Origin of the sequence: Azospirillum griseum (genome assembly GCF_003966125.1) — a bacterium.
Taxonomy (GTDB): domain Bacteria; phylum Pseudomonadota; class Alphaproteobacteria; order Azospirillales; family Azospirillaceae; genus Azospirillum; species Azospirillum griseum.
Window position 1 is genome coordinate 500,884 of record NZ_RXMA01000001.1, and the last position, 26,447, is coordinate 527,330.

Below are 26,447 nucleotides of genomic sequence, written 5' to 3' on the forward strand. Positions count from 1 at the left end.
TGTCAGAACCCTGGATTATCATTCCCGCAATGGGCTGTCACCGTGCGGCATCCAACACGGAGATTCGCCCATGCGTGCCTTTCATCTCACCGGCACTTCCATCGACTCCCTGAAGCGGGTTGAGCTTCCCATCCCGGCCCCGGCGGCGGGCGAGGTGCTGATCCGGCTGCGCGCCGCCAGCCTGAATTACCTGGATCTGATGGTTGCGCGCGGCCAGTTTCCGGTCCCAAGCCTCCCCATGATTCCGGGCAGCGACGGCGCAGGGGACATCGTGGCGCTGGGCGACGGCGTGCGCGGCTGGGCGGTGGGCGACCGGGTGGTGCCAGGCCTGATCGTCGATTGGGCCGCTGGCGCGCTTGCCGCACCGCTCGCCCAACGGATGCGCGGGGTTACGCTGCCTGGGTCACTCGCCGAACACGCGACCGTGCCCGCAACCGCGCTGGTCCGCATCCCGGACCAAGTGTCCTACCGGGACGCCGCAACCCTGCCGATCGCCGGAACCACCGCGTGGAACGCGATCGCCGGGCGGGTGCGCCCCGGATCCACCGTGCTGCTGCTCGGCACCGGCGGCGTCAGCCTCTTCGCCCTGCAATTCGCCAAGGTCGCCGGCGCGCGGGTGATTCTGACCTCCTCCTCCGACGCCAAGCTGGAACGCGCCCGCGCCCTGGGGGCCGATGACACCATCAATTACCGGTCGGTGCCGGACTGGGACGCCGCTGTTCTGACCTTGACCGATGGCCGGGGCGTGGATTTGGTGGTGGAAACCGTCGGGGCCACGACCTTCGCCCGCTCGCTGAACGCGGTGGCGGTCGGTGGGACCGTCTTTGTCGTTGGCTTGATCGGGGGTGGGGAATTGAGCGTCCCGGTGGTGCCGGTCCTGCAAAAGGTCATCACCATCCAAGGCAACAACACCGGATCCACCGCCCATCTGGCCGACGCGCTGCGGGCGGTGGCCACCAACCGGATCGCCCCGGTGATCGACCGCCGCTTTGCCTTCGACGATGCGCCCGCCGCCTATCGCTTCCTGGAAAGCGGCGGGCATGTTGGCAAGCTGGTGGTGGACATCGACCCGTAACCGGCCGACGCGCCGCCGGTCAGCGGCGCGTCACCGCCCGAACAGCCGGTACAGCGCCGCGTGGTCCAGGCCGCCGTCACCCTGGTCGGCCAGCATTTCGAACAGCTCCAGCGTCAGGCCCAGCGCGGGCAGGTCGATGTCCGACTGTTCGGCCAGCTCCTCGGCTTGACGCAAGTCCTTGATCTGGGTGGACACGCGGCCGCCGGGGGTGAAATTCCCCGTCACCATCCGCCCGCCGTGCAGATCGAGGATGCGGGATTCGGCGAAGCCGCCCCGGATGGCGTCGCGCACGCGGGCCGGATCGGCCCCCGCCGCCTTGGCCAGCGCCAGCGCTTCGGCCACCGCACCGATGGTCAGGCCGACGATGACCTGATTGGCGGTTTTGGCGATCTGCCCGGCCCCGCTGTCGCCCACCAGGGTGATCCGCCGCCCCATCGCCTGGAACAGCGGCAGGGCGCGGGCGAAGGACGCCTCCCGCCCACCGGCCATGATGGTCAGGACCGCGTCGTCCGCCGCCACCGTGCCGCCAGACACCGGGGCGTCCAGCCAGTCGGCCCCGACCGCGCGCACCCTTGCGGCCAGCGACCGCGTGGCGGCGACGGCGGTGGTGCTCATGTCCACGATCAGATGACCGGGGCGCAGCACCGGCAGCAGCGCGGCGGCCACGCTTTCCACCGCCGGGGTGTCGGTCAGCATCAGGATGATGATTTCGGCCTGCCCGGCCACCGCCACCGCGCTGGTGGCGGCGATCATGCCCTCCGCCGCCAGTTCGGCGACCGGGCCGGGGCTGCGGTTCGACACCACCAGCGACGCGCCGCAGCGCGCCAGCGCGCGGGCCATGGGCTTGCCCATCAGGCCCAACCCGATGAAGCCGACCGTCTGGCCGGTTAAATCGGGGCGGGGCAAATCGGGGCGGGGCGCGTCCTGCGCAACGTTGGTGGAGGTCACGGCGTCGCTCATCCGCGCCGTCACAGGCGCATGTGACGGGCGCGGGCGCCGCGTTCGATGGCGGCGGCGCACAGCTTGTCGATGCCCAGCCGCATGCGGATCAGTTCCAGCATCCGCAATTCCTCCTGCGAGGCCTTGGCGTCGGCGGCGGCGATGTCGCAGGCCACCGCGTAGCCGGTTTCGCGCAGCTTGCTGGGCAGGGCCTGTTCGATGATGGTCAGCACCGTGTCCATCCCGTCGCTGTCGGCCAGCATGGCGGTGCATTCGCGCGTCGCGGCCATCACCGAATCGCCATCGAAATCGCGGAAGATCGGGAGGTAGCGGACATTCTCGCCGATGGTTTCAAGCTCATCGTTGGTCATGTCGCCGTCGCAGGCCGACACCAGGACCATGACGTAAATCAGCGCGCTGTGATGGTCGATCATTGGCTTTCCTTGAAGCGGGGAATCCAGGGGAAGCGAACGCCCCGTCGCCGCTATCTTGCCCGGCGGCGGCGGCGCGTCAAGGGTGCCATGCCACAAACGGGGGGGTCGGCGGCTCGACGCGACCATTTGCGCCCCCTATTGTCAGCGCCATGTCCGTTGTCCTGAACGTCGCCCTTCCCGTTTTCGCCATCATCCTGGCCGGCGTCCTCTCCGGCAAGGCGAAGCTGCTCGGCCCCGCCTCGTCGGAAGCGTTGAACAAGTTCGTCTATTGGATGGCCTTGCCGCCGGTGCTGTTCCTGGGCACCGCCCGCCGCTCCCTGCCGGAGATTTTCAACGGGCCGTTCATCGGCGCGTTTCTGGGGGCGATGCTGGCGGTCTACGCGCTGGGCGCGCTGATCGGCTGGCTGGTGCACCGCGAACGGTCGCAAATCCTGTGCATGCAGGGGTTGACCGCCGCCTTTTCCAACACCGGCTATATGGGCATCCCGCTGTTCCTGGCGGCCTTCGGCCCCGATCATCTGGCCCCGACCATCCTCGCCACCGTCATCATGAGCGCGATCATGGTCGGCATCGCGGTGATCTGGCTGGAATTCGCCAACAGCCACGGCCACGGGCTGGGCAAGGCGCTGGGCGATGTCGGCCGGGCGCTGGCCAAGAACCCGCTGATCGTGTCCACCGCCATCGGCATCGGTTGGTCGGCGCTGCTGCCCGGCGTGGCAGTCCCGCGCCCGATCGCCACCTTCTGCGAATTGATGGGGGCCGCCGCCGGACCCTGCGCCCTGTTCGCCATCGGCCTGTTCCTGGCCGGGCGCAGCCTGAAGGCCGATCTGGTCGAGGTCGGGTGGATCAGCGCGCTCAAGCTGCTGGTGCAACCGGCGTTGACCTGGGGGCTGACCGTCACCCTGTTTCCAATGGACCCCTTCTGGACCGGATCGGCCATCATCCTGGCCGCCCTGCCCACCGGGGCGCTGACCTTCGTGGTTGCCCAGCAGTATCAGATTTATGTGGAGCGCACCTCGTCCGCCATCCTGGTGTCCACAGTGGTGAGCGTCGTCACCCTGTCGGCGTTGCTGGCGGTTTACGCGCCAGCGGGGTGAAACCGGCGGTCGGCGACCTGTTTCCGATGAGTCGCCAAACATGATGCGACCCCCGATGGAATAGCCGAACCATCGAATCGAGCCGCGCCGGATAACGCTCAGGCTTGATTTTCCGCATTTCCAACAATAATTCCGTTTTACCTCTGATGACCGACTTATTTTAAAACGGACTGGGCATTCATGTTCGGTGTTGTTGTTTCTTAAAACCATTTCTGGGGTGATTCTTTGCCCTTTCTCCCTTTCGGTGCGTTGACATCACGGGCACACGTCCCAATGTAGGCGAACGAGATCTGGATTTTGACAACCGACGCCCCGACCGAGGTATGGACATGACGCTTCTTCAGAACCTGCGCATCGGCACCAAGATTTACGCCGTGGTCGCGATTCTCAGCGCCCTGACCTTGGGGATCTCCCTGTTCATGGGCCGCACGATCTCAGACGTCGATGACCAATACACCGAGATGCTGACCAATGACGTCACCTTCGCCTTGAAGCTGGAACGGGTGCGCGGCGACCTGGCCAACATGGGGCGTCAGGTGAACAACGTGCTGCTGCTTCAGGAGCCGTACGGCCTGCCCGCCTTGACCAAGGCCATTGGCGAGATTGAGGCCGCTGTGGCCCAATCGGGCGCGGTCATCACCCGTCTGGCCAAACCGGAGCACAAGGAGAAGGTCAACCGGATGTCCGCGCTGGTGAGCAGCGTCAAGGCGTCGTTGCCCAAGGTGTACGCCGCCAAGGAAAAGGGCGATCACGCCGAAGCCGCCGCCATCTACGGCAAGGAAGGCCGTCCGCTGTTGACGGAGGTTTACACTCTCGCCGCCGCGCTGTCCGACGAGGTCGCCGCCGGGGTGGAGCGCAACTCCCAGGCGTTGACTCTCCAAATCGACCGGACGGTTTGGTTCACCACCGCCACCGCCGTTGGCCTGCTCGGTCTGATGGGTGCCCTGTCGGTGGCTCTGGTCGTCGTCGGCATCCGTCGCCCGATCACCGCCCTGAACGCGGTGATGGAACGGCTGGCGGCGGGCGACGCCACGGCCATGGTGGCGGGAACCGACCGTGGCGACGAGGTCGGCGCGATGGCCCGCACCGTGGAGGTGTTCAAGCAGAACATGATCCGCGCCCGCCGGTTGGAGGAGGAGGCCAAGGAGGCCGAGGCCAAGGCCGCCGCCGAAAAGCGCGCCAACACCCTGGCCCTGGCCCAAAGCTTCGAGGACCGCGTCGGGGCCATCGTCAACGCGGTCGGCAGTTCCGCGACGGAGCTTCAGGCCACCTCCGCCCAGTTGAGCGCGACGGTGGAGGAGGTTGGCGCGCAATGCTCCAACGTCGCCGCCGCGTCGGAACAGGCCAGCGCCAACGTGCAGACGGTCGCTGCCGCGTCGGAAGAGCTGTCGGCCTCAATCAACGATCTGTCGAGCCGGGTGGTCCGCGCCGCCGACCGCTCCAAGGAAGCCGCCGAAGGGGCCAGCGAGGCCCAGCGCCAGTTGGATTTGCTGTCCTCCTCCATCGAGCAGGTCGATCAGATCGTCGCCGCGATCAACAGCGTGGCCAGCCAAACCAACCTGCTGGCGCTGAACGCCACCATCGAAGCCGCGCGGGCGGGCGAGGCGGGCAAGGGCTTCGCCGTGGTCGCCAGCGAGGTCAAGAATCTGGCCAACCAGACCCACGCGATGACCGAGCAGATCGGCAACCAGATCAACGCGGTCAAGGCCGCCTCGGACCGCACGGTCGGGGCGATGCGCACCATCATCGGCCAGGTGGAGGACATCAGCACCGCCACCGCCGACATGGCGCTGTCGGTCAACCAGCAAAGCAGCGCCACCGCCGAAATCAGCCGCAACGCCCAGCAGGCGGCGGTCGGAACGACCGAGGTGTCGCGCAACGTCCTGGGCATCCAACAGGCTGAAACCGAAACCGGTGCCGCCACCAGCAACGTCAAGGACGCGTCCGACGATCTGGCCCGCCAATCGGCCTTGCTGAAACAGGCAATGGACAGCTTCCTGGCCGACCTCCGCGCCGCGTGAAGGCGGGTTGGAAACCACGGCAAAGCCCCTGTTGAACATCAACAGGGGCTTTGCCTTTCAACCTCGCGTGCCACACCCAGATCACCCGCTTGCTGCGTTCAGGCAAATCGGGTGACTGCGCTCAAGCTGCCGATGTCTGAGCGGCGAGCGACTTGAATTTTGAATACAGATCCAACGCCCGATCCACGCCGCCACCCTCGTCATCCCGGGCAAACAGGACAGCGGCAACATCCGCTTCGGAACCGGACTTGCCGTTGGTCACGGCGTATCGGTGCATCCCAGCCATCGACGGTTGACCGGTGGAGGACAGCGGGGAGGCCAGAGGGCCGGAGAGGATGGACGCCCACAGACCGCTGGCTGTTGCGTCGCCGGAATCCAAATCGACAAGCGTCTTCTGGTCATCGGGCACATCGACACCACGGTCAAACGCCACAAACGACGTGGTGCTGAGTTCATCCCGCACCGAACGGCTGATGGAGAATGAGCCGACGCGCGCCTTGGCAACGTTCGCCCCGTCACGCTGATCAGACCCGTTGGCGCTTTTCAATGCCGAAGACATCTCCGGCATTCGAATTCCACGGCGCTCCATCGCCTCGAGCATGATGTCGTAAGTTGCTCCCCCCGTAACCGTCATCTCATTCTTCGCCACACCAAAGGTATCCCTGATGAAGCCGTTCAGCTTTTGCTCATGCTCTGAAAGATCGTTGATCATCGCCGAAATCGAATCCATCATTTTGGACACGGACATACCCAACTTCGGCGCACCTTTCGGCATGGCGTTGGACAGATCGACCGCCTCGCTGTTTCCGAAGAGGTCATAGGCTCTGCCGGGCTCCATGTGCTTAATGGTTGATCGAAGATCAACGATCACGGCGGGAGAGCCGGAGCGCGGTGGCTCGGCGGGTGCAGAAGTCTTTGCTTGAGTCGGCGGTTGCTGCGCAGCGGTTCTCACCGCAGACGATGACCAGTATCCGCCCGTGGGGGTTTCAAGCGATACCTTCATGATGCGCCCTCCTGCTGCAACCCGGCGGCGTAACGTGATATCAACGCGTCACCCGCAAGCGCCTGCACACGCAGTCGTAGCACCACCACCACACACCCATAAGGTGGATTTGTTGGGTATGAACCCTCCTTAAGTGGATAGAACCTGGCTCATATGCTGGTTCGCCCCACCACCTACGGATAGCCCACAACTCTTCCAAAAAGCCCGCAAGGCCAGTGCCAACCCGGCTCACCCCCGCGCCAGAAAGGCCGCCGTCTCCTCCACCGCCTGTTTCAGGCCCACCCGTTTGATCTCCACCCCCTCGGGGAAGGCCCCGAACAGGCGGCTGGGCATCATGGGGTCGAGCAGGACGAACACGCCGGTGTCGTCGGCGCGGCGGACCAGACGGCCAAAGGCCTGCTTCAAGCGCAGGCGGGCGATCATGTCCTCGTAGCGGCGGCGACCGAAGGCGTCGCGGCGGGCGCGGTGCAGGATGTCGGGGCGCGGCCAGGGCACACGGTCGAACACGATCAGGCGCAGCGAGCGGCCCGGCACGTCCACCCCGTCGCGCACCGCGTCGGTTCCCAACAGGCAGGCGTGCTCGTCGCCCCGGAAAATGTCGATCAGGGTGGCGACGTCGAGCGGATCGACGTGCTGGGCGTAGAGCGGCAACCCGGCCGCGTCCAGCGGTTCGGCGATGCGGTCGCGCACGGCGCGCAGCCGGTTGATGGCGGTGAACAGCCCCAGCCCACCACCGCCCGCCGCCAGGAACAGCGCCTTGTACGCGGCGGCGACCTGCCCCAGATCGTCCTTGCGCACGTCGGTGACGACGAACACGCGGGTGTGGCCGGGGTAATCAAAGGGGGATGGCACCTGCGCCCGCAGGGCGGGCATCGGCAGATGGGCGGCCCCGGAGCGGTCCTCCGCCGCGCGCCAATCCTGGGCGACGTCGCCGGTCCCGTCGGTCAGGGTGGCCGAGGTGACGACCATCCCGTGCGCGGCCCCGCCCAACGCCTCGGCAAAGGGCACCGTCGGGTCGATCCAATGGCGGTACAGGCCGACGTCGAACTCGCGCCCGTCCAGCCGCTCCACCGCGAACCAATCGACGAACTGCGCGGGGGTCTCCACCGCCAGCGTGCGCAGCATCGCCCGCCACGCCTCGACCGTCATCGTCCCGCGCCGGTGCAGGCTGCGCGACAGCGCGTCGATGCGGCGGCGCTGGTCGGAGTCCAGCTCGGCGGCCTCATCCTCCAGCCGCGCGGCCAGACGGCGGGCCAGCGCCTCCACCGGTTCAGACAGGCGGGCCAGCGCCTCGTCCAGCGCCTGCGCTGCGTCGATCAGCCCATCGACCGGATAGGCCTTGTCGGCCTCCAGGCTGTACAGCCCGCCCTGTCCGGCGGTGCGGGCGTGGACCTGCTGGCGGGCGAGCAGGAGAAAGCGTTCGGTCGGCCCTTGCGGGTTGTCGGCGGCCAGCCGCGCCGCCCAGCCTTCCGCCGGCAGCACCCGCGCCCCCATCAGCGCGGCGTCGAGCAGGGCCAACGCCTCCTCGTCCCCGGCGACGATGTCCTCCAACCGGCGTTTCAGGCCACGGGCGCGGCTGCGCCCGGTCTCTTCCGCGCCCAGCAGCCAGCGCCGCAGCTCCTGCGTTTCCCGCCCGGTCAGATGCCCGGCAAAGGCGCTGTCGGCGGCGTCGAACACATGGTGCCCCTCGTCGAAGACATAGCGGCTGGGCAGGGTCGCGTCCTCCCCACCGCCCAGGGCGGCCTGGACCATGACCAGGGCGTGGTTGGCGATGACCACATCGGCGCGGCGGGCGCGGCGCACGCTCTTTTCGATGTAGCAGCGGCTGTAATGGTCGCAGGCGGAGTAGATGCACTCGCCGCGCCGGTCGGCCAGCCCCAGGGTGGGGCCGCGCCCGGCGATGTCGACCAGCCAGCCGGGGAAATCGCCGCCGGTCATGTCGCCGTCGCGCGTCGCCGCCGCCCAGCGCGCCATCAGCCCGATCCCGACGGCACCACCGCCCACACCGCCGCCGCTTCCGCCACCAACATCGGCGCGGAAATGCATGGCGCGCACCGCCTCCTCCAGATTCAGCAGGCAGAGGTAATTCTCGCGGCCCTTGCGCAGCACCACCTTGCGCGCCTTGGTCGCCGGATCGGGGTAGAGCCGATCCAGCTCGGCGTCGATCTGGTGTTGCAGGTTGCGGGTGTAGGTGGAGATCCAGACGGTTCCGCCGTTCTTTTCCGCCCACACCGTGGCCGGGGCCAGATAGCCCAGCGTCTTGCCGACCCCGGTGCCGGCCTCCGCCAGCACGACGTTCGGCGTGTCGGGGGCCGGGCGCGGGGCGAAGGCGGCGGACACCGCGCTGGAATAATCGGCCTGCTGGGGCCGGGGTTCCGCCGCCTTGCCGGGGACCAGCGCCGACAGCATCGCGGCCAGACGGCGGCGCGCCTCCTCCGGCTCCACCGGGTTTTGCGCGGGCGGCGGCAGCGGTGCGCCCTCCTCCCACTCCTTGATCTTGGTCCAGACGCGCAGGCCCGCGCGGGCGGCACCCTTCTCCGGCCCTTCGGGCTTGCCCAGCGCGGCCAGCACGGCGGGTGCCCACAGCCACCCGGCCCGGCCCATCTCATAGGCGAAGGCCAGCGGGTCGGACGCCTCCTCCCGCCCCGGCGCGCCCAGGTCGCCCAGCAGGCGGCGCACGGCGCGTTGCAGGGCCAGCGCCTCGGCCTCGTGCCCCTCGGGGATCGGCAGGTCGAGCGCCTCGGCCAACCCGCGCGGGGTGGGCACGCAGAAGCGCGCGGGGTGGACAAAGGCAAACAGCTCCAGCGCATCAAAGGCCGGAAAGGGATCGACGCCCAACCGCCGGGCAAAGGCGCGGGCGTGGCAGAGCAGCGGGGCCTGCTGCCGCACCCGCCGGGCGGCGGCGGCGAAGGTCAGTTCCTCCACCTCGCCGTCCGCCGTCAGGGCGACGACCAACCGCGCCCCCGCCGCCAGGGCGGGCGCGTCGTCAAGCCGGAACGGGTGATCGGGAAAAGGCGTCGTGTCCATCGGCGGCACTATAGGGCGCAGCCCCCCGCCAAGGCGAGCGCGGCTTTGCCACCGACACCGCGCGTGTTGACGGCGAACCGCAAACCCCCGCATGGAAGGAGGATGACGGCGGGGCGATGACGGGAGCGGCGGCGATCATGCGGCGGTGGGGGCGCGCGGTGGCGCGGTGGGCGTTGATCGGGTTGTTCGGTCTTGTGGCCCTCTCCGTTGCCTGGGTGGGGCTGTACGCCGTGGCCCCGGTGTGGGGAACGCCGCTGATGCTGATCCGCGCGGCCACCGATGGCGCGGGCATGGCGCAGCGCTGGGTTCCGCTCGATCAGGTGTCGCCGCATCTGGTGCGCGCCGTCGTCGCGTCGGAGGACAGCACGTTCTGCGATCACGGCGGTTTCGACTGGGACGCCATCGAAGCCGTGTTCGAGGCCAACGCCGAGGGCAAGCCGCTGAAGGGCGGCAGCACGATCAGCCAGCAGACCGCCAAGAACGCCTTTCTCTGGCCGGGTCGCGACTGGCTGCGCAAGGGGGCCGAGGCGTGGTTCACCCTGCTGATCGAACAGGGGTGGTCCAAGCGGCGGATTCTGGAGGTCTATCTCAACATCATCGAGTGGGACGACGGCGTGTATGGGGCCGAAGCCGCCGCCCGCCATCATTTCCGCAAAAGCGCCAGCGCCCTGACCCGGCGCGAGGCGGCGCTGTTGGCCGTGGTGCTGCCCAGCCCGCGCCACTGGTCGCCCACCGCCCCCGGCCCCTACATCGCACGCCGGGCGGCGATCATCGAAAAACGGATGGCGGTGGTGGAACGCGACGGGTTGGCCGATTGCGCCCGGTGACAACGCCAACGGCCTCCGCCTTCAGGCGGGATCCTCGATCGGCTGGCACACGGTTCCGATCAGCATGGCCACCGCCTGCAACGCCGCGATGTCGTCCGGCCTCCAGGCGCGTTCCGCCCCGGATTGCTCGCAGCACAGCACACCGACCGCGACCGTCTCGCGCAACACGATGCAATCCAGCAGGCTGCGGACATCGTGCGGCTTGAAATACGCGTCGGAAAAGCCCCGCGTCGCCGGGTGGGTCAGGGCGTCGGGGGCGATCACCTTGGCGTTGTTGGTGATGGCCCGGAAATAATCCGGGTGGTCGCCCCGCCGCAGCACCCCGCCCACGGCGTGGGATGACCGGGCGCGATCATACAGATTGACACAGGTCAGGGATTGAAAGGCATGGTCAAACACCCAGAGACTGGTGCGGGACGCCCCTGTTGACTCGGCAATGTCTTCGCACGCCGCCTTCCAGACATCGGACAGCGTCGTGTGCCCGATTCTAAGCCCAAACACCGCTGCCTGTGTTTTCAGCACGGACCAACTCCACGACGCCGCTCCGGACATTCATGCTGGTCTTAGCAAAATCCTTGCCGACCGTCGATGCTCATCGTTATCCCGCAAGATAGTCTAAAAGTTTTTCAACAGAGAATAGGCCTCAGCGCCGCGAGACAACCGGGAAAACAGCCAAGTCGTTCGATGCCGGAACCATTCGTTGCCGCACCACACCAAAAGGGGTAGGCTTACGCCGCACACAGGGAGGATATAGGGAGCGGCTACGGTCGACCACCCGTTGAATCCAAAGACCTTGAATGATTTCTTCCATCACCCCGGTCACGATGCCCGCCGTTATGCGCCAAAGATTGGAAACGGATCAAAGCCCAGTCGCCTCTGGCGTGCGCAGGACAGTGACCGCCCTGGCCCTGGCGGCTGCGCTCGTGTTTCCGTCGGGTGGCGCGGTGTTGGCAACCTCCCCCGCCGCCAAGCCGGTGGCACCGGCAGCGCGGTCGTCGATCAAGGTGGCGCTGGACGACAATTATCCGCCCTTCAGCTTCCGCGATGCCGAAGGCACCCATATGGGCATGCTGCAGGAATTGTGGGCACTCTGGTCGGAACGGACCGGGGTGGCGGTTGAGTTGATCGGCACAGACCTCAGCCTCGCCGTCAAGATGGTGGAGCAGGGCAAGGCCGACGTCATCGACACCATCTTCCGCACGCCCAGCCGCAACCGCAGCCTGGAATTCTCCGCCCCCTACGCGACGCTCGACGTTCCGGTCTATTTCAACGCCGATCTCAGCGGCATCACCGGTCCGGCCTCGCTGCGCGGCTACACGGTGGGGGCCAAGAACGGCGACGCCTGCATCGATTGGCTCAACGACCAGGGCATCGTCAGCATCAGCCGCTACCCCAGCTTTGCCGCGCTGATCGACGCCGCTGTCCACAAGGACATCCTGGTCTTCTGCATCGACGATCCGTCCGCCCGCCATTTCCTGACGAAATACGGCATTCAGGACCGCTTCCGCTACACCGACCCCCTCTACACCGGCGAATTGCATTGGGCGGTGCGCAAGGGGGAAAGCGCGCTGCACGCGCTCATCACCGAAGGATTCAACCGGATCACACCGGAGGAGCGCCGCGCCATCGAAGAGCGGTGGTATGGGCGCAAGATCAACGGCGGCCTGGACGCCAACCGTCTGGCCCTGTTGAGCAAAATCCTGATCCCCCTGCTGGTCCTGGGGGCCGCGACGCTGGCCTGGAACGCCATTCTGCGCCGTCAGGTCGCCGCCAAGACCGAAAGCCTGCGCGAGGCGGTGAGCGCCCTGTCGGCCAGCGAGGACCGGTTCCGCACCATCTTCGACAACGTCAACGACGCCATCTTCATCCATGATCTGGACAGCACCGGCATCATCCAGGTCAACCGGCGGATGATCGAAATGTACCGGCTGGGCGATCACCCCATGTCGGCGCTGGACATCGGCATGCTCAGTTCGGGTGTGGCCCCCTACACGCTGGACGACGCGGTCCTATGGGTGCGCAAGGCGGCGGCGGGGCAATCGCAGATCTTCGAATGGCACGCCCGCACCCTGGACGGTGATCTGTTCTGGGTTGAAATCAGCATGCGCCGCGCCACGGTGGACGGCAACGACCGCCGATTGGTGGTGGTGGTGCGCGACATCTCCGAACGCAAGGCCGCGCAGGAGCGGATGGATTTCCTGTCGCATCACGATCCGCTGACCCTGCTGCCGAACCGCCTGTTGATCCAGGACCGCGCCGCCCAGGCGCTGGCCCGATCGGAACGCAACGGCCGGATGGTGACGCTGCTGGCCTGCGATCTGGACGAATTCCGCACCATCAACGATTCCCTAGGTCACGGCGTCGGCGACGCCCTGCTGCGCGCGGTGGCGGAGCGGTTGAAAACCTGCGTGCGCGACACCGACACCGTCAGCCGCACCGGCGGTGACGAGTTCCTGTTGCTGTTGTCGGGCCTGCCCGACGCCGACGCCGTGGTCGAAACCGTGGCCCTGCTGCACGAAACGCTCACCACGCCGTTCGACATCGATGGCCATGAATTGACCGTGACCCTGTCCACCGGCATCGCCATGTCCCCCGCCGATGGGCGCGATTTCCACACCCTGCTGAAAAACGCCGACATCGCCCTGCACCACGCCAAGGCCAGCGGGCGCAACACCCATCGTTTCTTCGCCGAGGCGATGAACGTGGAGGCGGTGGCCCACCTGTCCATCCGCAACGGCCTGCGCCGCGCGTTGGAGCGGGGAGAATTCCTGATTCACTACCAACCGCAAATCAGCCTCGACACCGGCAAGGTGATGGGGGCGGAGGCGCTGGTGCGCTGGAACCACCCGGAACGCGGCATGATCCCGCCCGGTTCCTTCATCCCGATCGCCGAGGACAGCGGCCTGATCGTGCCCATCGGCGAATGGGTGCTGCGCGAAGCCTGCCGTCAGGCCGCGCAGTGGAGCGCAGCCGGGCTGCCGCTGACCGTCGCCGTCAATCTGTCGGCCCGCCAGCTCCAGCGCCCCGATCTGGCCGACACCGTCGTCGCCGCACTGGCCGACAGCGGCCTCGACCCGCTGTTCCTGGAGCTGGAACTGACCGAATCGATGCTGATCGAGAACACCGACGTGGTTCTGGCCAACATCCGCAAGGTCAAGGCGCTCGGCGTGCAGCTCTCCATCGACGATTTCGGCACCGGCTATTCAAACCTCGCCTACATCGGCAAGCTGGCGGTGGACAAGCTGAAGATCGACCGCTCCTTCATCCTGGATCTGTGCCGCAACCACGACAGCGCCCGCATCACCGCCGCCGTCATCCAGATGGCCCACAGCCTGAATCTGACCGCCGTCGCCGAAGGGGTTGAGGACGACGACACCGTGGCCCACCTGCGGCATCTGCGCTGCGACGTGGCCCAGGGCTATCATTTCGGTCGGCCCGGCCCCGCCGACGCGGTGGAGCGCATGGCCCGTCACGCCAACAGCGTGGCCGCTCCCGCCGCCTGAACGCCGCCCGCCCGCCGGTTGCGCCTTACGCGTGGCCGCCCGCCATGTGCAGGCTGACCACCCCGGCGACGATCAGACCGATGCCGACCACCTTCAGCACCGTCAGGCTTTCTCCGAAGACGAACACGCCGACGGCGGCGATGGCCGCCGTGCCCGCCGCCGACCAGATGGCGTAGGCAATGCCGACCTCGATGGTTTTCAACGCCTGGGCCAGCAGGGTGAAGGCGGCCCCATAACAACCGACCACGACCAGCGCCGGCCACAGCCGGGTCATGCCGTCCGACATCTTCATGGCCGAGGTGCCGACGATTTCGAAAACGATCGCCACCAGCAGATACACCCAGCTCATCACCGCACCCACCGTTCAGGACCAAGCCGCCCAAGATGGCGATCCGGCCCACGCGCCGCAAGCCCTGCGGTTGACGGCAGGGACGCGCCGCCCTAGGGTTGTCGCCCTCTTTGGCAGTGTTTCTTTGGTGTGTGAAAGGGTCCGACGATGACCGGTGAGCGGGATTTGGCGTTGCAGGCGAAGGCTTGGCCGTTTGAGGAGGCGCGCAAACTGGTGGCGCGCTTTGCCAAAACGCCGCCCGCCAAAGGCTATGTCCTGTTCGAGACCGGTTATGGCCCGTCGGGCCTGCCGCATCTCGGCACCTTCGGCGAGGTGGCGCGCACCAGCATGGTCCGCCGCGCCTTCCAGTCGATGAGCGACATCCCGACCAAGCTGTTCTGTTTCTCCGACGACATGGACGGGCTGCGCAAGGTCCCCGACAACATCCCCAACAAGGAGTTGATCGCCGCCAACATCGGCAAGCCGCTGACCCAGGTGCCCGACCCGTTCGGCACGCACGACAGCTTTGGCGCGCACAACAACGCCCGGCTGCGCGCCTTCCTGGACAGCTTCGGTTTCGAGTATGAGTTCCAATCCTCGACCGACTGGTACAAGTCCGGCCGCTTCGACGCCGCCCTGCTGGGCGTGCTGCGCCATTACGACGCGGTGATGGACGTCATGCTGCCGACGCTGGGGGCCGAACGTCAGGCGACCTACAGCCCCTTCCTGCCGGTGTCGCCCTCCACCGGCCGGGTGCTCCAGGTCCCGATGCTGGAGCGCAACCCCGACGCCGGAACCGTGGTGTTCCAGGACGAGGACGGCAAAAAGGTCGAGCTGCCCGTCACCGGCGGCCATGTGAAGCTGCAATGGAAGCCCGACTGGGGCATGCGCTGGTTCGGCCTGGGCGTCGATTACGAGATGTACGGCAAGGATCTGATTCCGTCGGCCGAACTGGCCGGGAAGATCTGCCGCATCCTGGGCGGCACGCCGCCGGAGGGCTTCAATTACGAACTCTTCCTCGACGACAAGGGGCAGAAGATCTCCAAATCGAAGGGCAACGGCCTGACGATGGAGGAATGGCTGGCCTACGCCCCGCAGGAAAGCCTCGCGCTCTACATGTTCCAAAAGCCGAAATCGGCCAAGCGGCTGTATTTCGACGTCATCCCGCGCGCGGTCGATGAGTATCTGACCTTCGTGGACAAGGTCCATGGCGAGGAACCGGCCCGCAAGCTGGAAAACCCCGCCTGGCACATCCATGGCGGCCAGCCGCCCGTCGTGCGCTCCGACGTGTCGTTCAACCTGCTGCTCAATCTGGCCGGTGCGGCGAACGCCGAAACCACCGAGGTGATGTGGGGCTTCATCCGCCGCTACGCGCCCGACGCCACGCCGGAGAACAGCCCGTTCCTGGACAGCCTGATCGGCTACGCCGTCCGCTACTACCAGGACCATGTGAAGCCGACCAAGCGGTTCCGCGCCCCGACCGACGCCGAACGCGCCGCACTCGACGCCCTGCTGGTCACGCTGGACAAGCTGCCCGCCGACGCCAAGGCCGACGTGATCCAAAACGAGGTGTTCGAGGTGGGCAAGGCCCACGGCTTCACCGAACTGCGCGCCTGGTTCCAGGCGTTGTACGAGGTGTTGCTCGGCCAGACCACCGGGCCGCGCATGGGATCCTTCATCCAGCTTTACGGCGTGGCGGAAACCAAGGCGCTGATCCGCGAAAAGCTGGCGGTCTGATCCACCCGCTCAAACACACGCCGCTCACTCCGGATCACAACGGGGTGAGCGGCGTTTTTTGTTGCGCGCGGCGCACGCGTGATCCGTAAAATTCCAATCGTCTCATTCAGTCTCCTCTTGCAACCCAGAGAAACATTTTCCACAATCCGAATATACCATGTGAACAGGCTGTCAACAATTTCGACAAAACCGTTTTATCGGAATGTGCGTTTTCTGATTTTTTGTTTCCCTGATTGTTTACACCGCCATCTCTCCTTGGTTTGGCTATGCATTGAGCGGCACGTTGCCTTTTTGCATGCAAATTGTGCACAGCAAGCCTTTTTCCTCCCCCGGCCATGCGGTCATTGCACCGCACCAATTCGAAAAGGCTGGTACCGCTAACACGGCATTCCCCGTATTCTCTGCCGCGTTACTGCATTTTGCAGTGCGTTTCCTCCCTAGACTTCAAAGGCCGCGCCCTTCCGGGCTGCGGCCTTTTTTTCTGCCCGCCTCCCTGCCATTGACCGATCCAAGATTCATCGCGGGCCTGTGACCGCGATCACACGCGCTTTTGCCTAAAATGCGCGACAATTTGGATCAATCGCCACACCGTATGGAACCGGAGCCAGGGGAGCGTTCCAGGATGCCGTCCGACCAACCGCCGTTCGCGCGCCACCACCGCACCGCCCAGGTTCTGGTCAGCACCTTTCAGGAGGCGCTGGAACCGCAATTCGCGACCAAGGGCGCGCTGACCCGCGAGGAGTTCAACCGCGCCATGGGGTTGATGATGGCGCACTGGCCCTCGGTGCTGCCGCTGTTCGCGAACATCTGCCAATCCTGCACGATGGCCTCCTCCTGCGGATCCTGCGGCACCGGCGGTTGCGGCAAGGACGACAGCCCCCGCGTGGTGTTCAAGCCCGACGGGCGGCGGCGCGATTTCGTCACCCGGCTAATGTTCTCCACCGTGCTGCTGAAGGTGCCGGAAACCGTCGATCCCATCAGCGGCGAGGTGTTTCCCCAGGTCATCGCGTCGGGCCTGCAAACCAGCATCAGCGGTCTGTTCTATGAAAAGGAGTGGGAGGCGCTGAACGCCAACGCTCTGACCATCTACAACCAGATCGGCACCGACCATGACGAGGAGATTTGGAACCGCATCAGCCACCAGGATTCGCTGGCCGTGCTGGTCGACACCATGTTCGTCCGGGTGATGCTGCGTTTCCGCCAGTTCCACCAACAACGGCAAACCTTCATGCGGCGGATGACCGATCTGCTGCGCGACAAGCGCTTCATCTTCGGCAACAGCCATTTCGACACGCTGTTCGACACCATGTTCGGACGTCTGCGCGACAGCCTGCGCAGCGAGCTGGACCGCGCCCGCGTGGACATCCACTACGGCGAAGGCACATCCGACAATCTGATGCGGATTTTCGACCAGTTTGACAAACACCGGATGGAGCAGTCCCAACCCATCCAGCTGGTGGGCGGTCGCCGCGCACCGCGTCCGATGCTGGCGCAACGCCCGATGCTGGGGGCCACCCCGGCGGCCAAACGGCGATGAGCGCGCGCACCGCAATTAGGCGAACGTTAACCGGATCGGCCAAGCATGGCTTTATGACGATTCCCGTTCCCGATTCCTGCGCTGCATGGTCCGTCGGCCGGTCAGAGGAGACCGCGCGATGACGGCCCGGCGCATCCCCGCCCCCGAATCACGCCGCACGGATGACACCGCCACGCGCGACGAACGGGGCGTTGCGCCTGAATTGCTGTCCTACCTGTTTGACGCCCCCGAGGTTCCGGCCCCCATCACCCCCGCCTCGGCCCCGACCGCAACCACCGGCCTTGCCGTCCGCACCGCCGGTCAGCGGGTGGCCGACGCGCTGGTCGAAACGCGGCTGGCTGGAACAGGCGACGCCGATCTGCGCGCCTCGCTGGCCCGCACGCTGTGCCGCCTGTTGCCCGATCTGCCCCCGGCGGGGGCCGACGCCGTCACCAATCTGGCCATCCGCGCGCTGGAGCAACTGGCCCGCGACCACATCACCCGCGTGCGCGAGGCGCTGGCGACCGCGATCAAGGATGTGGCCTGCGCCCCGCCCAGCGTCGTGCGCACCCTGGCCCGCGATGTGGAGCGCACGGTGGCCGAGCCGGTGCTGCGCTGCTGCGCGGCGTTGACCGACGAGGATCTGCTCGACATCGTCGCGGCGGAGCCGGCGGGCTGGGCCTTGGCCGCGATCGCCCGACGCCACCGGGTGGGCGCGCCGCTGGCCGACGCCATCGCGGGCAGCGGCGACGCCACCGCCACCGGCATCCTGCTCGACAATTCCGGCGCGGTGATCGCCGAACCGACCCTGGAACGGCTGGCCGCCATGGCCGAACAGCACCCGGAATGGCGGGACAAGCTGGCCCGCCGCCCGGCCCTGCCCCGCCGTCTGGCGGTGCGGCTGGCCGATTTCGTCGATGTGACGGTGATGGAAACCCTGCGCCGCACCGATTTCGACGACGCCACGGTGGCGGAGATCGCCGCCGCCACCCGCCGCCGCATCGATTGGGCCGAAGACCGCGACTCGGGCGACAGCCCCGAGCGGCGCGCGGTCCGCCTGCACCGCCAAGGCAAGCTGGACGACGCCGCGATGGGCGACGCGCTGTCCTGGAACGAGACCGGCTTCGTCCAGGCCGCGTTGACGCTGCGCGCCCGCGTGGCCCCGGAGGTGGTCACGCGCATCCTGACCGCGCAGGATGCCCACGCGGTGACGGCGCTGGTCTGGCGGGCCGGGTTTTCGATGCGTTGCGCCATGCAGGTGCAGGCGCGCGCGGCCGGAATTGCTCCACGCGCCATGCTGAACGCCCGCGATGGCCGAAACTACCCGCTCAACCCGACGGAAATGACCCGCCGCCTGCAACGCTACGGCGTGCCGGGCTGACCCTTGAGGCCTTGCGGCGGGACCCTTGCCCCACCGCTCCCCCGGCACCACCGTTGCTTCTGGGTTTACGGTGTGCCGACGCGGCGCAGGGCGCGGTTTCCGTGCGGCACGACGCCCGCCTCCGGCATCGGGGTCGCCGGGTCGCGGTAATAGGGTTGATCGGTCGTGTCCTTGTAGGCTTCCGCCGGGGTGACGATCTGCTCGCCGGTGCCGCCGTCGAACGCGACCACCGCCTGCTTGCGCGCCTCCAGGCAGGCCAGACGCTTTTGCGCGACCACCGGATCCTCCTTGCCGTCCAGCGTGACCAGCGGCAGCAGCCAATCGGCGCGCTGGCCGTCGGGGATCGCGGTGAAGACATAGGTGGACAGCGTGCGGCAGCCCGCCGCGTCGGTCGCCGTGGCGGTTTCCAGCGCCGTCTTGTAATCCGCGACGGATTGTCCCATCGCCACACCGGCGACCAGCGCCAACGGCAAGGACAGGGACAGAATGGGGATGATGCGGGACATCGCGATGCCTTCTCTCGTGCCAGATCAAACGGTTCGCCCGGTTGGCTCCCGGTGCGGGACCAACCCTGTTCTGTACGTATAGTGCCGATCTTTGCCGTCGGGTGAAACGAAGATCCGGCGTGCGGCGCAATGCGGCACTGTTGCGCGTGCGTCCGGGCTTGCTCTCTGCGTCAAAACGCGCTACCTACGCTTCCGAAATCTCGGGGCGCTGGATCCCTAAGACGTTAGAATGACCCTTGGTTCTGTCCCCCGCTGAATGGGGGATGCTCAAACGTTTTAGGGAACGCTCCAAAATGGCTCGCAAGAAGATTGCGCTCGTCGGTGCCGGTCAAATCGGCGGCACGCTGGCCCTGCTCGCTGCCCAGAAGGAACTGGGCGACGTCGTCCTGTTCGACATCGCCGAGGGCATGCCCGCTGGCAAGGCCCTGGATCTGGCCGAGACCGCCCCGGTCGAGGGCTTCAACGCCAGCCTGACCGGCGGCAACGACTACTCGATCATCGAGGGTGCGGACGTCGTCATCGTCACCGCCGGCATCCCGCGCAAGCCGGGCATGAGCCGCGACGACCTGATCGGCATCAACAGCGGCGTCTGCAAGACCGTTGGCGAAGCCATTGGCAAGTACGCCCCGAACGCCTTCGTCATCGTCATCACCAACCCGCTCGACGTCATGGTGTGGGTGCTCCAGCAGGCGTCCGGCCTGCCGCCGGAGCGCGTGGTCGGCATGGCCGGTGTCCTCGACTCGGCCCGCTTCCGCTACTTCCTGGCCGAAGAGTTCAACGTCTCGGTCGAAGACGTCACCGCCTTCGTGCTGGGCGGCCACGGCGACACCATGGTCCCGCTGGTCCGTTACTCCACCGTCGCCGGCATCCCGCTGCCCGATCTGGTCAAGATGGGCTGGACCACGCAGGAGAAGCTCGACGCCATCGTGCAGCGCACCCGCGACGGCGGTGCGGAAGTCGTCAAGCTGCTGAAGACCGGCTCGGCCTTCTACGCCCCGGCGGCCTCGGCCATCCAGATGGCGGAATCCTACCTGAAGGACCAGAAGCGCGTTCTTCCGGTCGCCGCCCACCTGACCGGCCAGTATGGCCAGGACGACCTGTATGTCGGCGTCCCGACGATCATCGGCGCCAAGGGTGTGGAAAAGATCATCGAGATCGAGCTGAACGACGAAGAAAAGGCGATGTTCCAGAACTCGGTCGACGCCGTGAAGACCCTGGTCGACGTCGTCAAGAAGCTGGACGCCGAAAAGGCCGCTTCCTAACGGCACCGCTGTCCCGCGCGCTCTGGCCGCATGACGGTGTCGCAACGGTGGTTTCATCCCCCGCTCTGCAATGATACGGTCAACGGTCGGCATCGTCCGCCCTTCGGCGCAAGTCCCTCCAAAGACAAACACCGGAGAGCGGACGGTCGGCGCGCAAGGACAGAAGTCCATGGCCGATCGTTTGTTTCGACCTTTCGATCATTGTCTGTCGTCAGTCGATCCGATTTCGTCAGCCGAACCAAAAAACAGATGGACGCCCGATGAACATCCATGAGTACCAGGCGAAAAGCCTGCTGAAGAAATACGGCGTCGCGGTTCCCCGTGGCGGCGTTGCCTACACCCCGCAGGAAGCCGAGACGGTCGCCCGTGAACTCGGCGGTCCGGTTTGGGTCGTGAAGTCCCAGATCCACGCCGGTGGCCGTGGCGCTGGCCGCTTCAAGAACAACCCCGAGGGCAAGGGCGGCGTCCGCGTCGTCAAGTCGATCGAGGAAGTCGGCAAGAACGCCGGCGAGATGCTGAACAGCGTCCTCGTCACCAAGCAGACCGGCCCCGACGGCCGTGAGGTCAAGCGCCTCTACGTCGAGGAAGGTGCGGACATCAAGCGCGAGCTGTATCTCGGCCTGCTGACCGACCGCGCGACCGGCCGCGTCACCATCATCGCCTCGACCGAAGGCGGGATGGAGATCGAGGAAGTCGCCCACAACACCCCGGAAAAGATCGTCAAGGTCGCCGTCGATCCGGCCACCGGCATCCAGGGCTACCACACCCGCAAGGTCGCCTTCGCGCTGGGCCTGGAAGGCAAGCAGGTCGGGGCCGCCGCCAAGTTCATCACCGCCGCCTATCAGGCGTTCGTGGACCTGGATTGCGCCATCGTCGAAATCAACCCGCTGATCGTCACGGGTTCGGGCGACATCCTGGCGCTCGACGCCAAGATCAGCTTCGACGACAACGCGCTGTTCCGTCACAAGGACATCGAAGAGCTGCGCGACGAAGCCGAAGAAGATCCCTATGAGATCGAAGCGGCCAAGCACAGCCTGAACTACGTCAAGCTCGATGGCAACATCGGCTGCATGGTGAACGGCGCCGGTCTGGCGATGGCCACCATGGACATCATCAAGCTGTATGGCGGCGAACCGGCCAACTTCCTGGACGTCGGCGGCGGTGCCACCAAGGAGCGCGTGACGGCGGCCTTCAAGCTGATCCTGTCCGACAGCAACGTCGAAGGCATCCTGGTCAACATCTTCGGCGGCATCATGCGCTGCGACGTGATCGCCGAGGGCGTGGTCGCGGCGGCCCGTGAAGTGCACCTGCACGTTCCGCTGGTGGTCCGTCTGGAAGGCACCAACGTCGATCTGGGCAAGAAGATCCTGGCCGAATCCGGCCTGCCGATCCTCTCGGCCGACAACCTCGCCGATGCCGCCGAAAAGGTGGTCAAGGCCGTGAAGGAGGCCGCGTAACATGGCTGTTCTCGTCGATAAGAACACGAAGGTCATCTGCCAGGGCTTCACCGGCGCGCAGGGAACCTTCCACTCCGAACAGGCCATCGCCTACGGCACCAAGATGGTTGGCGGCGTCACCCCCGGTAAGGGCGGTGCCAAGCACCTCGACCTGCCGATCTTCGACACCGTCGCCGACGCGGTCCACAAGACCGGTGCCAACGCCTCCGTGATCTATGTGCCGCCGCCCTTCGCGGCCGACGCGATCCTGGAAGCCATCGACGCCGAAATCCCGCTGGTGGTCTGCATCACCGAAGGCATCCCGGTGCTGGACATGGTCCGCGTCAAGCGCGCCCTGCAAGGCTCGGCGACCCGCCTGATCGGCCCGAACTGCCCCGGCATCATCACGCCGGACGAGTGCAAGATCGGCATCATGCCCGGCCACATCCACAAGCGTGGCAAGATCGGCATCGTGTCGCGCTCCGGCACGCTGACCTACGAAGCCGTGGCGCAAACCACGGCGGCGGGCCTGGGTCAGACCACCTGCATCGGCATCGGCGGCGACCCGGTCAACGGCACCAACTTCGTCGACAGCCTTGAGCTGTTCGTGAAGGACCCGGAGACCGAGGGCATCATCATGATCGGCGAAATCGGCGGCGACGCCGAGGTCAAGGGCGCCGAATTCATCAAGGCGTCGGGCACGAAGAAGCCGGTCGTCGGCTTCATCGCCGGCCGCACGGCCCCTCCGGGCCGCCGCATGGGCCATGCCGGCGCGGTGATTTCGGGCGGCAACGACACCGCCGATTTCAAGATCGACTTCATGAAGTCGGTCGGCATCGCCGTGGCGGACAGCCCGGCCTCGCTCGGCTCGACCATGCTGAAGGTCTTCAAGGGCTGAGGATGCCGGGGATCGGGGCGCTGGCGACAGCGCTCCGGCTCTCCCGCCACCTGGTCCGGGCCTGACGGCCCGCGCGCCGACGGCGTCCCGTCCCTTTCTCGCACAAGGGGCGGGCGTCGGCGGCCTGTCTTCTCGCTATAAAAACTCCCACAGGGAATCGGGCGAAAAGCCCGACGTGAAACATGTCGGCAAATTTGGAGCAGACCTCGTTCCTGTTCGGATCGAACGCTGGTTACGTCGCCGAACTCTACGCCCGCTTTCTGACGGATCCCGCTGCGGTCGATCCGAGCTGGAACGGCTTCTTCCAGGACCTGGACGATGATTCGCGCGCCGTTCTTGACGAGCTGCGCGGCGCGTCCTGGACCTTGCGGGACGACGAGGCGAACGGGGCTGCCCCGGACACCGTTGGCCACGGCCTGGCCGGTCCCGCCAACGGCGCAATGGTCGCCCACACCCAGCAGGTCTATGGCGGCGTCAGCCCGCAGCAGCTGCGCGCGGCGACGCTGGACAGCATCCGCGCCCTGATGCTGATCCGCGTGTTCCGCGTGCGCGGCCACATGAACGCCCATTTCGACCCGCTGGGCCTGGAAAAGCGCGAGCCGCACCCGGAACTCGATCCGGCGACCTACGGCTTCGGCCCCGGCGACCTCGACCGTCCGATCTTCCTGAACTACTCGCTGGGGCTGGAAACGGCGACCCTGCGCCAGATCCTGGAGATCCTGCACAAGACCTATTGCGGGACGGTTGGCGTCGAGTTCATGCACATCCAGGATCCGGAGGAAAAGGCCTGGATTCAGGAGCGCATTGAGGGTGGCCGCAACCACACCGATTTCACGGTCAACGGCAAGCGCGCCATTCTGGAACGCCTGACCGCCGCCGAAGGCTTCGAAAAGTTCCTGCAGCTGAAATACACCGGCACCAAGCGCTTCGGCCTTGAGGGCGGTGAATCGATGATCCCGGCGCTGGAGCAGATCCTCAAGCGCGGCGGCCAACTCGGCCTGAAGGAGGTTGTCGTCGGCATGGCCCACCGTGGCCGTCTGAACATGCTGACCAACTTCATGGGCAAGCCCTTCTCCGCCGTCTTCTCGGAATTCCAGGGCAACCCCTCCAGCCCGGAGGATGTCCAGGGATCGGGCGACGTGAAGTATCACCTCGGCACCTCGTCCGACCGTGATTTCAACGGCAACATCGTCCACCTGTCGCTGACCGCCAACCCGTCGCACCTGGAATGGGTCAACCCGGTGGTGCTGGGCAAGGTGCGCGCCAAGCAGACGCAGCGCCGCGACCTGGACCGCGAGCAGGTGATGGGCGTGCTGATCCACGGCGACGCCGCCTTCGCCGGTCAGGGCATCGTCGCCGAAACGCTGGGCCTGTCGGAGCTGCGCGGCTACCGCACCGGCGGGACCATGCATTTCGTCATCAACAACCAGATCGGCTTCACCACGAACCCGACCTATTCGCGCTCGGGCGTGTATTGCACCGACATGGCGAAGATGGTGCAGGCCCCGATCTTCCACGTGAACGGCGACGACCCGGAATCGGTGGTGCATGTCAGCCGCATCGCCATCGAATTCCGCCAGAAGTTCAAGCGCGACGTCGTCATCGACATGGTGTGCTACCGCCGCCATGGCCACAACGAGGGCGACGAGCCGGGCTTCACCCAGCCGCTGATGTACAAGAAGATCCGCGCCCACGCGACGACGCGCGAGCTGTACGCCAAGCAGCTGGTCGATGAAAACGTCGTCACCCAGGCCGAAGCCGACCAGATCAACGCCGACTTCATGAAGAAGCTGGAAGGCGAGTTCGAAGCCTCGGCCACCTACAAGCCGAACAAGGCCGATTGGCTGGAAGGCAAATGGGCCGGTCTGCAACAGCAGGACGAAAACACCGAGCATCGCGGCGACACCGGCGTCGCGCTCGACCTGCTGAAGGAAATCGGCTTCAAGCTCTGCCAGTATCCGAAGGACTTCGCGATCAACCCCAAGATCGCCCGTCAGTTGGAAGCCAAGAAGAAGTCGATCGAAAGCGGCGAAGGCATCGATTGGGCCACCGCCGAGGCGCTGGCCTATGGCTCGCTGGTCGTCGAAGGCACCGGCGTGCGCCTGTCCGGTCAGGATTCGGGCCGTGGCACCTTCTCGCACCGCCACGCGGTGATGTACGATCAAAACACCGAAGCCAAATATCTGCCGCTGACCAACCTGCACCCCGAACAGGGCACGTTCGAAGTGCACGACAGCCCGTTGTCGGAAGCGGCGGTCGTCGGCTTCGAATACGGCTACTCGCTGGCCGAACCGCATGATCTGGTGCTGTGGGAAGCGCAGTTCGGCGATTTCGCCAACACCGCCCAGACCATCATCGATCAGTTCATCTCGTCGGGTGAGTCGAAGTGGCTGCGCATGTCCGGTCTGGTCATGCTGCTGCCGCACGGCTACGAAGGCCAGGGGCCGGAACACTCGTCGGCCCGGCCGGAACGCTTCCTCCAGATGTCGGCGGAAGACAACTGGCAGATCTGCAACATCACCACCCCGGCCAACCTGTTCCACGCCTTCCGCCGTCAGGTCCGCCGCTCCTTCCGCAAGCCGCTGATCCTGTTCACGCCGAAGTCGCTGCTGCGCCACAAGCTGTGCGTGTCCGATCTGGCGGAGCTGGGTCCGAACACCCACTTCCACCGCGTGCTCGGCGAAACCGCCAACGATCTGGTCGAAAACGACAAGATCCGCCGCGTCGTCGTCTGCACCGGCAAGGTCTATTACGACCTGCTGCAGGAGCGGATGAACCGGGGCATCAAGGACGTCGTCCTGATCCGTCTGGAGCAGATGTACCCGTTCCCCAAGGCCACCCTGTCCGACGAGTTCGCGAAGTACCCGAACGCCGAGGTCGTGTGGTGCCAGGAGGAGCCGGAGAACCAGGGCGGCTGGACCTTCGTCGACCGCCGTCTGGAAGGCTGCCTGAAGGCCATCGGCCACAAGGCGGGCCGCCCGTCCTACGCCGGTCGTCCGGCCACCGCATCGCCCGCCACGGGTCTGCTGAAGCGCCACAACCAGGAGCAGGCCAAGCTGCTGGACGACGCGCTGTCCGTCGGCTGACCCGATCACCCAAGCGACCAAAAAAGAGACGCACGAGGAAGTTATGACCATCGAAATCAAAGTCCCCACGCTGGGTGAGTCCGTGTCCGAGGCCACCGTTGCCCGTTGGCTGAAGAAGGTCGGCGAGGCGGTGAAGCTCGACGAGCCGCTGGTCGAGCTGGAAACCGACAAGGTGACGCTGGAAGTCAACGCCCCGGCGGCGGGCGTTCTGGCCGAAATCGTCGCGGCGGAAGGCGAGAATGTCGGCGTCGGCGCGCTGCTGGGTTCGCTGACCGAGGGTGCGGCCGGTGCGGTCGCCGCCCCGGCGGCGGCCCCGGTCGCGGCGGCCCCGGTCGCGGCGGCTCCGGCCGCCCCGGCGGCCCCGGCTCCGG

20 protein-coding genes are annotated in these 26,447 nt (G+C 66.4%); 13 read left to right on the forward strand and 7 right to left on the reverse strand.

Features of this window, described 5'->3' with window-relative positions:
• Positions 1 to 70: 70 nt before the first annotated feature.
• Positions 71 to 1,075: a zinc-dependent alcohol dehydrogenase family protein gene (locus EJ903_RS02470; RefSeq protein ID WP_126611726.1), complete on the forward strand. Its 1,005-nt coding sequence runs from the start codon at positions 71 to 73 to the stop codon at positions 1,073 to 1,075.
• Positions 1,076 to 1,105: 30 nt separating this feature from the next.
• Here the strand turns inward: EJ903_RS02470 and EJ903_RS02475 are convergent, their stop codons facing one another.
• Complete coding sequence (locus tag EJ903_RS02475) at positions 1,106 to 2,035, reverse strand: NAD(P)-dependent oxidoreductase (RefSeq protein WP_126611728.1); 930 nt, start codon at positions 2,033 to 2,035, stop codon at positions 1,106 to 1,108.
• Between the two features lie 8 nt (positions 2,036 to 2,043).
• The gene (locus EJ903_RS02480) at positions 2,044 to 2,448 is read right to left on the reverse strand and encodes a tellurite resistance TerB family protein (protein WP_126611730.1); all 405 of its coding nucleotides are present in this window, start codon (positions 2,446 to 2,448) and stop codon (positions 2,044 to 2,046) included.
• Between the two features lie 149 nt (positions 2,449 to 2,597).
• Here EJ903_RS02480 and EJ903_RS02485 point away from each other — a divergent pair, with 149 nt between their 5' ends.
• Both EJ903_RS02485 and EJ903_RS02490 read left to right on the forward strand, forming a co-directional pair.
• On the forward strand, positions 2,598 to 3,545 hold the full coding sequence (locus EJ903_RS02485) for an AEC family transporter (RefSeq protein ID WP_126611732.1): 948 nt from the start codon (positions 2,598 to 2,600) through the stop codon (positions 3,543 to 3,545).
• Between the two features lie 329 nt (positions 3,546 to 3,874).
• On the forward strand, positions 3,875 to 5,566 hold the full coding sequence (locus EJ903_RS02490) for a methyl-accepting chemotaxis protein (RefSeq protein WP_158627860.1): 1,692 nt from the start codon (positions 3,875 to 3,877) through the stop codon (positions 5,564 to 5,566).
• 121 nt (positions 5,567 to 5,687) lie between these two features.
• Here EJ903_RS02490 and EJ903_RS02495 read toward each other — a convergent pair whose 3' ends face one another.
• Together EJ903_RS02495 and EJ903_RS02500 are read right to left on the reverse strand one after the other, a co-directional pair.
• Positions 5,688 to 6,569, reverse strand: a complete 882-nt coding sequence (locus tag EJ903_RS02495) for a hypothetical protein (RefSeq protein ID WP_126611736.1) — start codon at positions 6,567 to 6,569, stop codon at positions 5,688 to 5,690.
• Between the two features lie 228 nt (positions 6,570 to 6,797).
• A complete protein-coding gene (locus tag EJ903_RS02500; protein WP_126611738.1) occupies positions 6,798 to 9,596 on the reverse strand; it encodes an ATP-dependent DNA helicase in 2,799 nt (932 codons plus the stop codon).
• Between the two features lie 116 nt (positions 9,597 to 9,712).
• On the opposite strand from EJ903_RS02500, the gene mtgA reads away from it, so the two are divergent.
• The gene (gene mtgA, locus EJ903_RS02505; protein WP_126611740.1) at positions 9,713 to 10,423 is read left to right on the forward strand and encodes a monofunctional biosynthetic peptidoglycan transglycosylase; all 711 of its coding nucleotides are present in this window, start codon (positions 9,713 to 9,715) and stop codon (positions 10,421 to 10,423) included.
• Between the two features lie 21 nt (positions 10,424 to 10,444).
• On the opposite strand, the gene EJ903_RS02510 is transcribed toward mtgA, so the two are convergent.
• Positions 10,445 to 10,975, reverse strand: a complete 531-nt coding sequence (locus EJ903_RS02510; protein WP_126611742.1) for a GAF domain-containing protein — start codon at positions 10,973 to 10,975, stop codon at positions 10,445 to 10,447.
• A 341-nt stretch (positions 10,976 to 11,316) separates the two neighbouring features.
• On the opposite strand from EJ903_RS02510, the gene EJ903_RS02515 reads away from it, so the two are divergent.
• Positions 11,317 to 13,926 (forward strand): EAL domain-containing protein, encoded by a 2,610-nt coding sequence (locus EJ903_RS02515; RefSeq protein WP_246015107.1) that lies wholly within the window; start codon positions 11,317 to 11,319, stop codon positions 13,924 to 13,926.
• 25 nt (positions 13,927 to 13,951) lie between these two features.
• Here EJ903_RS02515 and EJ903_RS02520 read toward each other — a convergent pair whose 3' ends face one another.
• The gene (locus EJ903_RS02520; protein WP_126611746.1) at positions 13,952 to 14,275 is read right to left on the reverse strand and encodes a DMT family transporter; all 324 of its coding nucleotides are present in this window, start codon (positions 14,273 to 14,275) and stop codon (positions 13,952 to 13,954) included.
• Between the two features lie 147 nt (positions 14,276 to 14,422).
• Between EJ903_RS02520 and EJ903_RS02525 the strand changes: the two genes are divergently transcribed.
• The 3 genes from EJ903_RS02525 (at position 14,423) to EJ903_RS02535 (ending at position 18,888) form a co-directional block, all read left to right on the forward strand.
• Positions 14,423 to 15,991, forward strand: a complete 1,569-nt coding sequence (locus EJ903_RS02525) for a lysine--tRNA ligase (protein ID WP_126611748.1) — start codon at positions 14,423 to 14,425, stop codon at positions 15,989 to 15,991.
• Positions 15,992 to 16,613: 622 nt separating this feature from the next.
• Positions 16,614 to 17,528 carry a hypothetical protein gene (locus EJ903_RS02530; protein WP_126611750.1) on the forward strand — a complete coding sequence of 305 codons (915 nt, stop codon included), beginning with the start codon at positions 16,614 to 16,616 and terminating at the stop codon, positions 17,526 to 17,528.
• A 118-nt stretch (positions 17,529 to 17,646) separates the two neighbouring features.
• Complete coding sequence (locus EJ903_RS02535) at positions 17,647 to 18,888, forward strand: DUF2336 domain-containing protein (RefSeq protein ID WP_126611752.1); 1,242 nt, start codon at positions 17,647 to 17,649, stop codon at positions 18,886 to 18,888.
• A 65-nt stretch (positions 18,889 to 18,953) separates the two neighbouring features.
• On the opposite strand, the gene EJ903_RS02540 is transcribed toward EJ903_RS02535, so the two are convergent.
• Positions 18,954 to 19,394, reverse strand: coding sequence for a hypothetical protein (locus EJ903_RS02540; protein WP_210211362.1), 441 nt, complete (start codon positions 19,392 to 19,394; stop codon positions 18,954 to 18,956).
• A gap of 293 nt (positions 19,395 to 19,687) precedes the next feature.
• Here EJ903_RS02540 and mdh point away from each other — a divergent pair, with 293 nt between their 5' ends.
• From mdh to EJ903_RS02565, 5 genes are all read left to right on the forward strand, one after another.
• Entirely contained in the window at positions 19,688 to 20,656 is a 969-nt protein-coding gene (gene mdh, locus EJ903_RS02545) for a malate dehydrogenase (protein ID WP_126611754.1), read from the forward strand.
• Positions 20,657 to 20,916: 260 nt separating this feature from the next.
• Positions 20,917 to 22,113 (forward strand): ADP-forming succinate--CoA ligase subunit beta, encoded by a 1,197-nt coding sequence (sucC, locus tag EJ903_RS02550; RefSeq protein ID WP_126611756.1) that lies wholly within the window; start codon positions 20,917 to 20,919, stop codon positions 22,111 to 22,113.
• A gap of 1 nt (position 22,114) precedes the next feature.
• Positions 22,115 to 22,990, forward strand: a complete 876-nt coding sequence (sucD, locus tag EJ903_RS02555) for a succinate--CoA ligase subunit alpha (protein ID WP_126611758.1) — start codon at positions 22,115 to 22,117, stop codon at positions 22,988 to 22,990.
• Between the two features lie 182 nt (positions 22,991 to 23,172).
• Positions 23,173 to 26,076 carry a 2-oxoglutarate dehydrogenase E1 component gene (locus EJ903_RS02560; protein WP_126611760.1) on the forward strand — a complete coding sequence of 968 codons (2,904 nt, stop codon included), beginning with the start codon at positions 23,173 to 23,175 and terminating at the stop codon, positions 26,074 to 26,076.
• 43 nt (positions 26,077 to 26,119) lie between these two features.
• On the forward strand, positions 26,120 to 26,447 hold a 328-nt coding region (locus tag EJ903_RS02565), incomplete at its 3' end, for a biotin/lipoyl-containing protein (RefSeq protein WP_342772045.1).

What these genes read in the sequence shown, in the direction of transcription:
- EJ903_RS02470 (WP_126611726.1), top strand. Translation starts at nt 71, where the DNA reads ATGCGTGCCTTTCATCTCACCGGCACTTCCATCGACTCCCTGAAGCGG.
- EJ903_RS02475 (WP_126611728.1), bottom strand. Translation starts at nt 2,035, where the DNA reads ATGAGCGACGCCGTGACCTCCACCAACGTTGCGCAGGACGCGCCCCGC.
- EJ903_RS02480 (WP_126611730.1), bottom strand. Translation starts at nt 2,448, where the DNA reads ATGATCGACCATCACAGCGCGCTGATTTACGTCATGGTCCTGGTGTCG.
- EJ903_RS02485 (WP_126611732.1), top strand. Translation starts at nt 2,598, where the DNA reads ATGTCCGTTGTCCTGAACGTCGCCCTTCCCGTTTTCGCCATCATCCTG.
- EJ903_RS02490 (WP_158627860.1), top strand. Translation starts at nt 3,875, where the DNA reads ATGACGCTTCTTCAGAACCTGCGCATCGGCACCAAGATTTACGCCGTG.
- EJ903_RS02495 (WP_126611736.1), bottom strand. Translation starts at nt 6,569, where the DNA reads ATGAAGGTATCGCTTGAAACCCCCACGGGCGGATACTGGTCATCGTCT.
- EJ903_RS02500 (WP_126611738.1), bottom strand. Translation starts at nt 9,596, where the DNA reads ATGGACACGACGCCTTTTCCCGATCACCCGTTCCGGCTTGACGACGCG.
- mtgA (WP_126611740.1), top strand. Translation starts at nt 9,713, where the DNA reads ATGACGGGAGCGGCGGCGATCATGCGGCGGTGGGGGCGCGCGGTGGCG.
- EJ903_RS02510 (WP_126611742.1), bottom strand. Translation starts at nt 10,975, where the DNA reads ATGTCCGGAGCGGCGTCGTGGAGTTGGTCCGTGCTGAAAACACAGGCA.
- EJ903_RS02520 (WP_126611746.1), bottom strand. Translation starts at nt 14,275, where the DNA reads ATGAGCTGGGTGTATCTGCTGGTGGCGATCGTTTTCGAAATCGTCGGC.
- EJ903_RS02525 (WP_126611748.1), top strand. Translation starts at nt 14,423, where the DNA reads ATGACCGGTGAGCGGGATTTGGCGTTGCAGGCGAAGGCTTGGCCGTTT.
- EJ903_RS02530 (WP_126611750.1), top strand. Translation starts at nt 16,614, where the DNA reads ATGCCGTCCGACCAACCGCCGTTCGCGCGCCACCACCGCACCGCCCAG.
- EJ903_RS02535 (WP_126611752.1), top strand. Translation starts at nt 17,647, where the DNA reads ATGACGGCCCGGCGCATCCCCGCCCCCGAATCACGCCGCACGGATGAC.
- EJ903_RS02540 (WP_210211362.1), bottom strand. Translation starts at nt 19,394, where the DNA reads ATGTCCCGCATCATCCCCATTCTGTCCCTGTCCTTGCCGTTGGCGCTG.
- mdh (WP_126611754.1), top strand. Translation starts at nt 19,688, where the DNA reads ATGGCTCGCAAGAAGATTGCGCTCGTCGGTGCCGGTCAAATCGGCGGC.
- sucC (WP_126611756.1), top strand. Translation starts at nt 20,917, where the DNA reads ATGAACATCCATGAGTACCAGGCGAAAAGCCTGCTGAAGAAATACGGC.
- sucD (WP_126611758.1), top strand. Translation starts at nt 22,115, where the DNA reads ATGGCTGTTCTCGTCGATAAGAACACGAAGGTCATCTGCCAGGGCTTC.
- EJ903_RS02560 (WP_126611760.1), top strand. Translation starts at nt 23,173, where the DNA reads ATGTCGGCAAATTTGGAGCAGACCTCGTTCCTGTTCGGATCGAACGCT.